The sequence below is a fragment of the Musicola paradisiaca NCPPB 2511 genome (genome assembly GCF_000400505.1).
GTDB lineage: Bacteria > Pseudomonadota > Gammaproteobacteria > Enterobacterales > Enterobacteriaceae > Musicola > Musicola paradisiaca.
On sequence record NZ_CM001857.1, the window covers coordinates 4,522,505 to 4,535,198 of the forward strand.

Annotated in this window: 11 protein-coding genes, 1 tRNA gene and 1 pseudogene; 8 read left to right on the forward strand and 5 right to left on the reverse strand. The window is 57.4% G+C overall.

The features are described from left to right. From DPA2511_RS22245 to DPA2511_RS20260, 3 genes and pseudogenes are all read right to left on the reverse strand, one after another. A pseudogene (locus tag DPA2511_RS22245) lies at positions 1-307 on the reverse strand (MFS transporter); the annotation flags it as partial. A 133-nt stretch (positions 308-440) separates the two neighbouring features. Next, positions 441-1,328: a LysR family transcriptional regulator gene (locus DPA2511_RS20255; RefSeq protein WP_015855585.1), complete on the reverse strand. Its 888-nt coding sequence runs from the start codon at positions 1,326-1,328 to the stop codon at positions 441-443. 12 nt (positions 1,329-1,340) lie between these two features. After that, complete coding sequence (locus DPA2511_RS20260; protein WP_023638532.1) at positions 1,341-2,519, reverse strand: MFS transporter; 1,179 nt, start codon at positions 2,517-2,519, stop codon at positions 1,341-1,343. 312 nt (positions 2,520-2,831) lie between these two features. Here DPA2511_RS20260 and DPA2511_RS20265 point away from each other — a divergent pair, with 312 nt between their 5' ends. Genes DPA2511_RS20265 through DPA2511_RS20285 form a run of 5 tightly spaced genes read left to right on the forward strand, consistent with a single transcriptional unit; the run spans position 2,832 to position 6,986 of the window. Next, positions 2,832-3,485 (forward strand): thermostable hemolysin, encoded by a 654-nt coding sequence (locus DPA2511_RS20265; RefSeq protein WP_015855587.1) that lies wholly within the window; start codon positions 2,832-2,834, stop codon positions 3,483-3,485. Then, the gene (locus tag DPA2511_RS20270; RefSeq protein ID WP_015855588.1) at positions 3,463-4,890 is read left to right on the forward strand and encodes an AMP-binding protein; all 1,428 of its coding nucleotides are present in this window, start codon (positions 3,463-3,465) and stop codon (positions 4,888-4,890) included. The genes DPA2511_RS20265 and DPA2511_RS20270 overlap by 23 nt, the downstream gene beginning before the upstream one ends. Positions 4,891-4,893: 3 nt before the next feature. Beyond that, positions 4,894-5,544: a TenA family transcriptional regulator gene (locus DPA2511_RS20275; protein WP_015855589.1), complete on the forward strand. Its 651-nt coding sequence runs from the start codon at positions 4,894-4,896 to the stop codon at positions 5,542-5,544. Positions 5,545-5,546: 2 nt separating this feature from the next. Further along, on the forward strand, positions 5,547-6,341 hold the full coding sequence (locus DPA2511_RS20280; RefSeq protein WP_015855590.1) for an SDR family oxidoreductase: 795 nt from the start codon (positions 5,547-5,549) through the stop codon (positions 6,339-6,341). A gap of 9 nt (positions 6,342-6,350) precedes the next feature. Continuing rightward, entirely contained in the window at positions 6,351-6,986 is a 636-nt protein-coding gene (locus tag DPA2511_RS20285; protein WP_015855591.1) for a tetratricopeptide repeat protein, read from the forward strand. 332 nt (positions 6,987-7,318) lie between these two features. On the opposite strand, the gene DPA2511_RS20295 is transcribed toward DPA2511_RS20285, so the two are convergent. Continuing rightward, positions 7,319-7,395: transfer RNA gene (locus DPA2511_RS20295), tRNA-Pro, on the reverse strand. Between the two features lie 203 nt (positions 7,396-7,598). Next, the gene (ligB, locus tag DPA2511_RS20300; protein ID WP_015855592.1) at positions 7,599-9,326 is read right to left on the reverse strand and encodes an NAD-dependent DNA ligase LigB; all 1,728 of its coding nucleotides are present in this window, start codon (positions 9,324-9,326) and stop codon (positions 7,599-7,601) included. Between the two features lie 290 nt (positions 9,327-9,616). Here ligB and gmk point away from each other — a divergent pair, with 290 nt between their 5' ends. The 3 genes from gmk to spoT are packed head-to-tail and all read left to right on the forward strand — an operon-like array spanning position 9,617 to position 12,692. Then, the gene (gmk, locus tag DPA2511_RS20305; RefSeq protein WP_015855593.1) at positions 9,617-10,240 is read left to right on the forward strand and encodes a guanylate kinase; all 624 of its coding nucleotides are present in this window, start codon (positions 9,617-9,619) and stop codon (positions 10,238-10,240) included. Positions 10,241-10,295: 55 nt separating this feature from the next. Beyond that, positions 10,296-10,571, forward strand: coding sequence for a DNA-directed RNA polymerase subunit omega (rpoZ, locus tag DPA2511_RS20310; protein WP_015855594.1), 276 nt, complete (start codon positions 10,296-10,298; stop codon positions 10,569-10,571). Positions 10,572-10,589: 18 nt separating this feature from the next. Continuing rightward, entirely contained in the window at positions 10,590-12,692 is a 2,103-nt protein-coding gene (gene spoT / locus DPA2511_RS20315) for a bifunctional GTP diphosphokinase/guanosine-3',5'-bis pyrophosphate 3'-pyrophosphohydrolase (RefSeq protein ID WP_015855595.1), read from the forward strand. Positions 12,693-12,694 lie beyond the last annotated feature (2 nt).

The following is a 12,694-nucleotide window of genomic DNA, read 5'->3' on the forward strand; positions in this document are numbered from 1 at the left end:
CCGCCGAGGGAGACAGCGCCGACATCACCAGCGCCAACGCCAGCAACAGAAACTGTCCGGTAATCAGCCGGCGGCGTTCATACTTGTCGCCCAGCGGCACCAGCAGCAACAATCCGGCGGCGTAGCCCAGCTGAGTCGCCGTCGGTATCAACGCCGCCGCATCGCTGCCGGGAAAGCTGGCGGTCATCAACCCCAGCATCGGTTGGTTATAGTAAATATTGGCCACCGCGACGCCGCTGGCGGTCGCCATGGCAAAAATCAGCGGTTTCCCCACTCTGGTTTCACTATCGTTCGCTATCGCACTCATTTTCAATCCCCTTACTGGCAGGCCGTCGTACCACCCGGCGGCGTAATACGGCACAGCATAGGCATCCTCACCCCTGCGCTGTAGAGAGGGAGATGCCATAAGATTTATGCCAGATTGGAATAGCTGATGAAATTCAGACGATGGGCGATAAACAGCCGGCGACGAACTCGGTGAAGGCCCACGCTCGGGCTGAGGTCAGGCGGCCGCCGGGATAGACCGCCCACAACGCCATGGTGCCGATCTGCCAGTCATCCAGCGCGGTGACGACCCGGCCATCGGCCAGTTCGGGCGCGAACATCCACGCCGAAGCAATCGCCAGGCCATTTCCCGCCAGCACCGCTTCCCGCATTCCTTCGGCGGCAGAGGTACGAATACGGCCGGACAGCGTGACCCGGCATTGTTGGGCGCCGCGGCTGAACAGCCAGTTCTCCGGCGTAGACGATTGCAAATACACGATCGCGTCCTGCTGTTCGATCTCCGGCGGCGCGGTGGGAACGCCATGCGCGGCAAACCAGCCGGGAGTCGCCAGCAATTTCATCGGCGACTCGGCGATACGTCGGGCCGTCAGCCCCGAATCATGCAAATCCCCCAGGCGCAGCGCAACATCGATACCCTCAGCAATCAGATCGACCGGGCGATCGTCCAGCAGCATGTCTACCTTCAGTTCGGGATGAAGCGCCATAAATTGGTGTAAACGGGGGAAGATATGTAACCGGGCAAAGGTGACAGGCGCCGAGACGCGCAGCCGACCGGACAACTGATTACCGCCGACGATGCTGTCCTGCGCGTCACGGATCTCGGTCAACGCCGGGGCAATCCGGTCGTACAGCTGTTGGCCCGCCTCAGTCGGCGTCAGCCCTCGGGTCGAGCGCAACAGCAGACTGGTCGCCAGTTGCTGTTCTAGCTGCATCACCGCTTTGGAAACGGCCGGCTGCCCGATGCCCATGCGGCGCGCTGCCGCTGAAAATGAACCGCATTCATAAACGCAGACAAAGGTTTCCAGCGCTCCCAGACGATCCATCTCCCCCTCCGCTTAATCGCCCTCGGCGTATGCCGTATTCTCCAGCCGTTCCCGCCGTAACCCAGGCAACGCATTCGCCAGCAGAAACAGCCCCCCCAGCAGTATCAGCCCCGCGATCAGCCCATCGTTGCCATACCCCTGCATCAGCGCACCGCTCACCAGCGGCCCGCTAAAACTGCCCGCTCCCCACAGCAGGCCGAACAGCGCGTTCATCGCCACCAGATCGATGCCCTGGAACCGCTTGCCCGCCCGTACCAACGATAGGGTATAAATACTGCCCGCCACCGCGCCCAGCAAAAATACGTTGGCCCAGACCCATCCCGTGCCATAACTGAGCGGCAGCGCGACAAGCATCAGGACAAACAGCGCGCCGCAGCACACATGCACTCGCACCGTGCCAAGCCTGTCGGATAGCCAGCCCAGCGGCGCCTGCAACAGCGCATCGCCGACAAACAGCACCGTGACCAGCAGCACCGCCAGCCGCTCCTCATAGCCATGCGCCATGCCATACAGCGGCAACATGGCAAGCACGGCGCCATCAAAAAACGCGAACGCAAATACCGCCACAATCAGTGCGGGCGCCGCCAACGCCAGAGAGAACAGATTACTGCGTCGCTGCTCAGGCTGCGCCACCCCGGAAAACGACGCCAACGCCGTAATAACCAGACAGACCCCATGCAGCGCGAGAATCAGCAACATGCCGCGCGCATCGCCCGGCCCGCCAAGCGCGATCAGCAACGGCCCCAACAGTTGCAACCCGGTAAACGCCGTGGCGTACAGCCCCACCAGCACGCCGCGATGGCGCGCTTGCGTACAACCGCTCACCCAGGACTCGCCGATAACGATGATCAGCCCGCAGAAAAAACCCATCAGAAAACGCGGCGCCAGTAACAGCCACACATTATCCAGCCAAAACGACAGCCCCAGACAGCATCCCATGCCCAGCGTCGATATCATCAGCAAACGGCCGGTCGGAATACGCATCGCCACCCGCGCCGCCGCCAGCGAAGAAACAAACACCCCGACGGCAGGCAATGCGGCGACCACGCCAATCAACGCGGAACCGTATCCCAACGCGGTCAGCTTCAGGGAAACCAGCGGAATCGAGTACCCCTGCGCCAAGCCGACCAGCGAAGCGCTGATCATGACGGCCAGGATTGCCATCAATGGGGTACTCCGACCAACGAGCATGACACCTTCTCCGTCAGGCGACCCGCCGCACGGCGGAACGCAAAGTTCAATCCCAATAGCGTCTCCAGCAAAAGAGACAGGGCCCGGCACTATAGCCGATCGCCACAGTCCTTGCCCGATGTAAGCGCACCTCATACGCACCCGCCATGTGTTTTATCCGGGCGGCAATCAACGCCGACCACACGCCCGAAACCGCATTCCGCCCCTGCAAAGACCGATGCCGCAACGATGCTGATGTTTTTTATCACTCTTAATTCTCTCTTAATCCTGACTGGATAGCATGTCATTCATTGAATCCAGTAGGACACCGTCATGAATGTCAACGTGCCGTACCATCTGTTTTGGGCTGATACGCCCGACAGGCAGGCATGCTGTCGCCGTTTCATGCAGCAGGCCTATCAGCGTGAGTTCAACGCAGTCATTCCACATTATCTGCCCTACCAATTGGGCATGACGGCGAATGACGGTTCCCTGGTCGCTGCCTGCGGTGTAATGCCGGCGTCCGAAGGGCGCCTGTATCTGGAAAATTATCTGGAAGCGCCGGTTGAGCAGCTCGTCAGCCGGCAAGGGCTTGCCCTCGAACGGCATCAATTGGCGGAAATCGGCAACTTTGCGGCCGCGGACGGCGCCAGCGCCCGCATCATGTTCGTCGCGATTTGTCTGGTGATGAACCACAACCGGTTCAAACATATTGCGTTCACCGGCACCCGGAAATTACGCAATATTTTCGCCCGATTAAACCTGGACACCGTGCCTCTGGCCGATGCATACCCGGACGCGCTCGGCAGTGAGGCCGAGAACTGGGGGAGTTACTACACCCAGCAACCCCGGATCATGCTGGGCGATTTGGCGCACGGATACGATAGGCTCAGCAAAAACAGTTTGTTGCTTTCACTGTTTGCTTCGATTCCTTCATTTCCCTTTCGATTTAAGGAACTGAAACATGATGCTATTTACCGCTATTGAACGTCAGGCCCGCATCAATCCGACGCGCATCGTCCTGAATAACGGCACTCAGCAGCTGACTTATCGTCAATTGCATGAACGTATCCGTCAATTGGCCAGCACATTGATAGAACAGAATATCTCCCGTCTGGTGCTGCAATTGGACAACTGCATTGATTGGGCGCTGATCGATCTGGCTTGCCTGAAAGCGGGCATTGTCCTGATCCCGATGCCACTGTTCTTCAGTGCCGAACAACAAGAATGGGTGCTGGAAAGCAGCGGCGCCGACGCGCTGATCGGCCCGGCGCGCCCAGGCTGGTGCCCTACGCCGATCGGCTCGCTACCGCTTTATCGACGTACCCCACAGCGGCGACCCGCACTCCCGGACGGCACCGCCAAAATTACCTATACCTCCGGCACCACCGGCCAGCCTAAAGGCGTCTGCCTGAGCCTGCGCGGTATGGAGCGCACCAGCGAAGCCTTGGCCGAACAAGTGTCGTCGTTGGGTCTGACGCGCCATCTCACGCTGTTGCCGCTGGCGACGCTGCTGGAGAATATCACCGGGCTCTATGTCCCCCTGATGCTGGGAACGGAGAGCGTCATACTGCCGCTAAAACAGGTGGGCTTTACCGGCTCCAGCCAGTTCAATCTGACCGCGCTGGTGCAAACGCTTACCTTCTGGCACCCGCACAGTCTGGTGCTGGTGCCGGAATTGCTCAGGTTATTGACGGCTCAGGCGCGACACCATCCCGCCTGTATGAATACGCTCCGTTTCGTGGCGGTGGGCGGCGGCAAGGTGGCGCGCGACCTGCTGTTGCAGGCTCGCCAGTATGGCTTGCCGGTTTATGAAGGCTATGGCCTGTCGGAATGCGGTTCCGTGGTATCGCTGAATACGCCGGGCAATGATCGCCCCGGCAGCGCGGGACGCCCACTGCCGCACTGCCAGGTCAGCTTGTCGGCGCAACATGAAATTATGGTGTCCGGCACCGCGATGCTGGGCTATCTCGGCAGCCAGGCTCCCGCTCAGATGATCGCCACTGGCGATATCGGGCATCTGGACGATGAGGGTTTTCTGTATGTGGACGGCCGTTTGAAAAACGTCCAGATTACCGCATTTGGCCGCAATTTTTCCCCCGAATGGGTCGAAACCGAAGCCACGCTCTACCCGGCCATTGCCAGACTGGTGATCTTCGGCGACGGTTTGCCTGTCAATGTGGCGCTAATACACCCGTTCCCCGGCAGAGAGCAGGAACTGGCGTCACAAATCGCTCAGTTGAACCAGCATCTGCCGGATTACGCCAGAATTCATCGCATCATCATCACCAATCTGATGGATCCCGCGCTGATAACCAGCAATGGTCGACCGCGCCGGGCTGACATCTATCAACAATACCAACAACAAATACTGCAAGCCGTTCAGGAGTAAGACATGGGTTTCTACCAACAACTGCAATCGGATACCGCGTCATCACAGCGTCATATGATGGCTGCACCCGTTATCGCCGCCAGTCTTCAGGGCGACATTACGCGGGAAATCTATCTCGCATTTCTGACGCAGGCTTACCACCACGTCAGCCATACCGTTCCTCTATTGATGGCGGCCGGCAGCCGTTTACCGATGAGTCATGAATGGGTACGCGAAGCGATCGCGGAATATATCAAAGAGGAATACGGCCATCAGGAGTGGATTCTCAACGATATCCAGGCTTGCGGCGGAGACGCCGAAGCCGTTCGTCACAGTAAGCCGCACATGTCTGTCGAACTGATGCTCGCGTTTTTGTACAACTGCACCAATCGCGGCAACCCCATGAGTATTTTCGGCATGGTGCACGTATTGGAGGGTACCAGCGTCAACATCGCCACCCGTGTGGCCGAGTTGCTGGAAAAAAATCTGGGATTGCCCGCCAGCGCCATGAGCTACCTGCGCTCGCACGGTTCGCTGGATCAGGAACACCTGAAATTTTTCGCCTCGCTGATGGACAAGGTAGAAGATCGCGACGATCGCGCCGCCGTCATCCATTCCGCCCACGTAGTTTACCGACTGTACGGCGATATGCTGCGCAGCCTGACGGAGCACTGATTATGGATCTCAAAGGCAAACGTATTATGCTGACCGGTGCCAGTGGCGGCATCGGCAAGGCGCTGGCGATGGAGCTGGCCGCCAGAGAGGCCCGACTGTATTTGGTGGGCCGTAACGAGCGCGAATTACTGTCGCTACTGCGTCGACTGCCGGATCCCAACCACCACAATATTCTGCTGGCAGACTTGTGTGACGAACAGGATCGCAACGCGCTGGCGGAGTGTTTTCCGGAAACCGCCCGGCTCGATATTTTGATCAATAACGCCGGCACGTCCGCGTTTAACCTGTTCGAGAATCACAACCACGACAATATCCGCCAGTTGCTGGCGCTCAATACCGAAGCACCGATCCTGCTAACGCAGTCTATGCTGGAGTGTATGAACAATCCCGGCATCATCATGAACATCGGCTCCACCTTCGGCGGGATCGGCTATCCGGGATACAGCGTGTATTGCGCCACCAAATTTGCGTTACGCGGTTTTAGTGAAGCGCTGAACCGCGAACTGTCATCTCAGGGAATTAAAGTGCTGTATCTTGCGCCCCGCGCCACGGACACCACGCTGAATTCAGCCGCGGTCAATGATATGAACAAGGCGTTGGGCAACAAGAGCGATCGCCCGGAATGGGTGGCGGAACAAGTTGTGACTGCGTTACAGCAGGAATCGACCCGGCGGTGGCTGGGCTGGCCGGAAAAACTGTTCGTCCGGATTAATGCCTTACTGCCGGCGCTGGTGGACAACATTATTCGCCGTCAGCTTTCCGTTATTCAGCGTTACGCCCGTGACCAGCAAAAATAGGAACCCGTGATGAAATACGCCGTAAACATGCTGCTTTTCGCCAGTCTGGCGATAGGCGTCGCCGCCAATGCCAGTACCGGCTTTGACAGCAACCTGATGGATATTCAGAAACAATGGTCAATCTGCGAATATCAAACGCTAACCGCCAAAAAAGAATCGTGCTTCACCGCGCTGAGCCAGAAAACCCACGCGCTGGCCGTCGCTAACCCGACACAGGCGGAATACCTGATCTGGGAAGCCATCGCCAACAGCAGCCTGGCCGGCGCCAAAGGCGGATTAGGCGCGCTGGATCTGGTCAAGCAGGCCAAGGCGACGCTGGAAAAGGCCATCGCCATTAACCCGAAAGCGCTGGAAGGTTCCGCTTACACAACGCTTGGCGCACTCTATTACCAGGTTCCTGGGTGGCCGATTGGTTTTGGCGACAACAAAAAAGCGGAACAATACCTGAAGACTGCGCTGACGATTAACCCCCAGGGGATCGATCCCAACTATTTCTACGGCGATTATTTGCTCAAAGAAGGGCGAAAAGATGAAGCCAAACGGTTTCTGAACATCGCATTAGCGGCCGCCCCGCGCCCTGGCGGCGAAATTGCCGATCAGGGACGGCGCTCTGCGGTTGAAAAAGCGTTATCGCAGCTCAAATGATTCGCTTTCGGGATGGGGGTTGAAGACGTTGTCCCATCCTGCTTTCAGCATTCGTCCAGCCACTGCTTACTGTCATTCACCCGAGCGGGAATAACGCAGCGACACGACAAATATTGAAAGAAAGAGAGCAGGAGCAGGAGCAGGAGCAGGAGCAGGAGCAGGAGCAGGAGCAGGAGCAGGAGCAGGAGAGCATGCGCCCAAAAGCAAAGAAAAACAGCTTTCACCGTATTCCAGGGCACGTCGTTCAAAAACCAGCGGTATCGATGGTTCAAAAACAAAAAAACCCGCGACCTGTAAGGTGCGAGTTCATAATAAAATCGAGCTTTTTTAAATGGTCGGTGAGAGAGGATTCGAACCTCCGACCCCTTCGTCCCGAACGAAGTGCGCTACCAGGCTGCGCCACTCACCGAATGCGGGGCGCATATTACTGCGCCCCTGAAACAGCGTCAATCCCTTTTTCGCAAAAGCCCACGGATTGGCGACAAAGCACCCGGAATGCCGACAAAACACGCCAGACTGCGCCACATCAGCCAATCCGCCGTGAAATTCGCGCGGTTTCCCTCGCAGACCTGGCAGTGTTCATCTTTCGTTTTACACTTGCCGAAATCCTTCTTAATCCACCTGACGAAACGTCTCTTCATCCAGAGTGCTAGCGCCAATACCTTGCCGTACCAGCCACTGCAACAGTGCGGCAATCTCCGGCTGATGCAAAAAATCTCGAATATTCCCAGCCCGGGCGACGCCGATGCCCGAAAATTGCCGCCACTCCGCCAGTGAACGCTGCTGCAGAGCAATCAAAGACACCCCATGCAAGGCGCCCTGCGCAGCACGGGGAACGGGGATCCCCAACGCCATCAACCATCGTGAAAGTGGCTGCCGCCGCGCGCGTTGAAACTGCTGATACACTTTTTCACCCTGCGTTGCCCCCAACCCGCCGAGACCGATTAGCTGTGCCGGCGTCAACGCCAGCCACGACACCACATCAGGTAACATTCCGCGCAAAACCAGACGTTGCCAAACCCCTTCCCCGACACCTGTCAGCCCCAGCCCGCGCTTCCCGCTCAGCCAGACCAGCCGGGCAATAAACTGCGACCGACAACCTTCACGCCATGTCAGGCAGGTAAATTCACTGAAACCGACGTTTTCAGGCACCGACATCGGTTCCCGCACCGATGTACGCCACACGACGGCATCTAATCGGGGAATACCTTGCCCCGCCAAACCGATGCTGACCTGATCGCCGGGCAGTACATCCCACTGCCGCCAGCGGGATATTGACCCGACATTGACCCGTCTAATCGTTTTGTCGTCCAGCGTCAGTGGCTGCAACGTCAGTACCACGGCCATGTTACCGGTGCGCCCGACCGCGATCTCAACGCCCTCCACTTCCGTCACCAGACGGGTTAACGGATACTTCCAGGCCACCGCCCATTCCGCCGGTTTATTCTGCCAGTAGCGCGCCGCAGGCTCCTGTGCCTGTCGCAGCACTACGCCGTCCGTCGCAAACGGCAGTGGTTCCCGGTACCAGCGTTCGCGCCAGCGGGCAGCGTCTTCCAGCGTAGTGATAGGCTGGGTGTAGCGCTCCGTCATTTCAAACCCCAGACTCCGCAGTTGGGATAAACGTTCCGGCATGCTTTGCGGCCCATCAGGCCACTCCCAGACAAAAACGCCAATGCGGGATGCCAGCGATGAGGGCTGGCTACGGCGCATTTCGCCGGCCACCCGTGCTCGGGCATTCGCGCCGCCATCCTGCTGCTGGCGATGACCGGGCATACCGAGATAAAGCTCCCCTTGCAACACCAGCTGATCGGGTGCCGTCGGCAATTGTTGCGGCACTTGCGGCATCCGGCGCACTTTTTCCGTCCAGTCCTCACCCCGATACCCATTTCCCCGGCTGACGGCGGATACCAGTTTGCCCTGCTCATACACCAGCGTAACGGCGACGCCGTCAATTTTGGGTTGAACCCAGAGACCGCGATGCTGCGCAATCCAACGCCGTAACTCGCCAGCCTCCGACAGTTTTTTCAGCCCGGTATGCGCCACTGGGTGCGGCGTTTTTCCCTCTGTCGGCAACGGTATGGGAAAAGCGGTTTGATCGGCGTGAAAACAGGCTTGCCATGTCTCCAGCCGTTTTCTCAGTTGATCGTAAGTGTGGTCATCGATCTGGCTTTCACCCGCGCCGTAATAAGCCCTATCCCATACCGCCAATTGATGCCCAAGCCGTTCCATTTCCTGCTCCGCCCGCAGTGCCGACCACGACGGACAAGAGACGCAAGCCCCGGTACAACCGGCCCAAACTGCAATCGACCATATCGCTATCGGCAAATATCCCTGACGCATTCCCGCCTCTCCCTGCGTAAAAACGTCGTCAGTAAAACGCGGTGCCGCAGGAAAAACGAGCGCTGTCGCCACGGAATGCGAAGCCGTACGCAGGGAATCGACGCAATGGCTGTCGTCATCAATCGCTATTGCGGCACCTCCCGCAGCGAACCCGAACCGGGGCGTCCTTTATGCCGGAATAGGCCGGGCATATCTCCAGCGACTGACGACACAACGATGTGTATAATGCGCAACATATACAGGCGTCCCGCCGCATCCCGTTCCAATCATTGTCAACTTCAGAAATCACTATGGCTCAAGGCACGTTATATATTGTTTCCGCTCCCAGCGGGGCCGGGAAATCCAGCCTGATTCAGGCGCTGCTGAAAACCCAGCCGCTGTATGACACCCAAGTGTCAGTTTCACACACTACCCGCGTCGTTAGGCCGGGCGAGGTTCATGGCGAACATTATTTCTTCGTTTCCGTCGACGAGTTTAAACGCATGATCGACGAGGATGATTTTTTGGAATACGCTGAGGTCTTCGGCAATTATTACGGTACGTCACGCGCCACCATCGAACAGGTATTGGCGACCGGCGTGGATGTCTTTCTGGATATCGACTGGCAGGGCGCGCGCCAGATTCGGGAAAAAATGCCCCTGGCCCGCAGCATTTTTATTCTTCCGCCCTCAAAAGAAGAACTGGGGCGTCGTCTGCGCGGTCGCGGACAGGACAGTGAAGAGGTTATCGCCCGCAGGATGACGCAGGCCGTAGCGGAAATGAGCCACTATGCCGAATACGATTACCTGATCGTGAATGACGATTTCGATTTGGCGTTACACGATCTGAAAACCATTATTCGCGCCGAACGTCTGCGCCTGAGCCGCCAGAAGATTCGACATGACGCTTTAATCACCAAACTATTGGCAGACTGACGGCACTTTCAGTATGATGCCCAGTCATTTTATTTCCCCACTGGAGTAGCACACTATGGCACGCGTAACTGTTCAGGACGCTGTAGAGAAAATTGGTAATCGTTTTGACCTGGTGTTGGTCGCTGCCCGTCGCGCCCGCCAGATGCAGGTTGGCGGAAAAGAGCCGCTGGTGCCGGAAGAAAACGATAAGTACACCGTTATTGCGCTGCGCGAAATCGAAGAAAACCTGATCAACGGCCAGATTCTGGACGTGCGCGAACGTCAGGAACAACAGGAGCAGGAAGCCGCGGAAATTCAGGCGGTGACTGCCATTGCCGAAGGTCGTCGTTAATCAGGTCACGAGTCCCCCTTGTATCTGTTTGAAAGCCTCAATCTGCTGATTCAGCGGTATCTGCCGGAAGACCAGATACAGTGTCTCAAGCAGGCCTATATCGTTGCACGTGATGCCCACGAGGGGCAGACACGCTCCAGCGGCGAGCCCTACATCACGCACCCGGTCGCCGTCGCCTGTATTCTGGCGGAAATGCGTCTCGACTATGAAACGCTAATGGCGGCGTTGCTGCATGATGTTATCGAAGATACGCCGGCAACCTACCAAGATATCGAGCGCTTGTTCGGCAAAAGCGTAGCCGAACTGGTGGAAGGCGTATCCAAACTCGACAAGCTGAAATTTCGCGACAAGAAAGAGGCGCAGGCAGAGAACTTCCGCAAGATGATCATGGCGATGGTGCAGGACATCCGCGTCATCCTGATCAAACTGGCGGATCGTACCCACAACATGCGCACCCTCGGGTCGCTTCGACCGGACAAACGCCGTCGTATCGCCCGTGAAACGCTGGAAATCTATAGCCCGCTGGCGCATCGCCTCGGTATTCACCATCTGAAAACCGAGCTGGAAGAACTGGGTTTCGAAGCACTCTATCCCAATCGTTATCGTGTCATCAAAGAAGTGGTGAAAGCCGCCCGCGGCAACCGCAAAGAGATGATCCAGAAAATCCTCTCCGAAATAGAGGGACGATTAAAAGAGGCCGGGATTTCCTGTCGTGTCAGCGGTCGGGAAAAACACCTCTACTCCATCTACTGCAAAATGCACCTGAAAGAACAGCGTTTTCACTCCATCATGGATATCTACGCATTTCGGGTGATCGTCAAGGAAGTGGATACCTGTTACCGGGTGCTGGGCCAGGTACATAGCCTGTACAAACCGCGCCCAGCGCGGGTAAAAGATTATATCGCCATCCCCAAAGCCAACGGTTATCAGTCGCTGCATACCTCGTTGATCGGGCCGCATGGCGTGCCGGTCGAAGTGCAAATCCGTACCGAAGACATGGATCAGATGGCGGAAATGGGCGTGGCGGCGCACTGGGCCTATAAAGAAGGCGAAAGCAGCAGCACTACGGCGCAGGTTCGCGCCCAGCGTTGGATGCAAAGCCTGCTGGAACTGCAACAGAGTGCGGGCAGTTCCTTCGAATTCATCGAAAGCGTGAAATCCGATCTGTTTCCGGACGAAATTTACGTATTTACCCCGGAAGGCCGCATCGTACAGTTGCCGGCCGGCGCCACGCCGGTGGACTTCGCCTATGCCGTGCATACCGACATCGGCCATGCTTGCGTCGGCGCTCGCGTCGATAGGCAGCCTTATCCGTTATCCCAGGCGCTTTCCAGCGGTCAGACCGTGGAGATCATCACGGCTCCAGGCGCTCGTCCAAACGCAGCCTGGCTCAATTTTGTAGTCAGTTCCAGGGCTCGCGCCAAAATTCGCCAGATGTTGAAAAACCTCAAGCGTGACGATTCCGTCAGCCTGGGGCGCCGTCTGCTGAACCATGCATTGGGCAACGGGCGCAAACTGTCCGATATCCCCGAGAAGAATATTCAGCGCGAGCTGGAGCGCATGAAACTGCCGGCGCTGGACGATTTACTGGCGGAAATCGGTCTTGGCAACGCCATGAGCGTCGTCGTGGCCCGCAATCTGTTGGAAGAAAATACCGAACTCACCGATGCCGGTATCCGCAAACTGCCTATCAAGGGTGCCGATGGCGTACTGATTACCTTCGCCAAGTGCTGCCGTCCTATTCCCGGCGATCCGATTATCGCCCACGTCAGCCCAGGCAAAGGGCTGGTTATCCATCATGAATCCTGTCGCAATATTCGCGGCTATCAGAAAGAACCTGAAAAATTCATGGCGGTAGAATGGGATGAAGTCACCGAGCAGGAGTTCATCGCTGAAATCAAGGTGGATATGCTCAACCATCAGGGCGCGCTGGCCAACCTGACGGCGGCGATCAGCGCGTCCAACTCCAATATTCAGAGCATCAATACCGAGGAAAAGGACGGCAGGGTATACAGCGCCTTTATCCGCCTCACCACGCGCGATCGTGTTCACCTGGCGAACATTATGCGTAAAATTCGCGTGATGCCGGATGTGATTAAAGTTAACCGTAATCGAAACTGACC

Coding starts and splice junctions, on each gene's coding strand:
- DPA2511_RS20255 (WP_015855585.1), bottom strand. CDS start 1,328: ATGGATCGTCTGGGAGCGCTGGAAACCTTTGTCTGCGTTTATGAATGC.
- DPA2511_RS20260 (WP_023638532.1), bottom strand. CDS start 2,519: ATGCTCGTTGGTCGGAGTACCCCATTGATGGCAATCCTGGCCGTCATG.
- DPA2511_RS20265 (WP_015855587.1), top strand. CDS start 2,832: ATGAATGTCAACGTGCCGTACCATCTGTTTTGGGCTGATACGCCCGAC.
- DPA2511_RS20270 (WP_015855588.1), top strand. CDS start 3,463: ATGATGCTATTTACCGCTATTGAACGTCAGGCCCGCATCAATCCGACG.
- DPA2511_RS20275 (WP_015855589.1), top strand. CDS start 4,894: ATGGGTTTCTACCAACAACTGCAATCGGATACCGCGTCATCACAGCGT.
- DPA2511_RS20280 (WP_015855590.1), top strand. CDS start 5,547: ATGGATCTCAAAGGCAAACGTATTATGCTGACCGGTGCCAGTGGCGGC.
- DPA2511_RS20285 (WP_015855591.1), top strand. CDS start 6,351: ATGAAATACGCCGTAAACATGCTGCTTTTCGCCAGTCTGGCGATAGGC.
- ligB (WP_015855592.1), bottom strand. CDS start 9,326: ATGCGTCAGGGATATTTGCCGATAGCGATATGGTCGATTGCAGTTTGG.
- gmk (WP_015855593.1), top strand. CDS start 9,617: ATGGCTCAAGGCACGTTATATATTGTTTCCGCTCCCAGCGGGGCCGGG.
- rpoZ (WP_015855594.1), top strand. CDS start 10,296: ATGGCACGCGTAACTGTTCAGGACGCTGTAGAGAAAATTGGTAATCGT.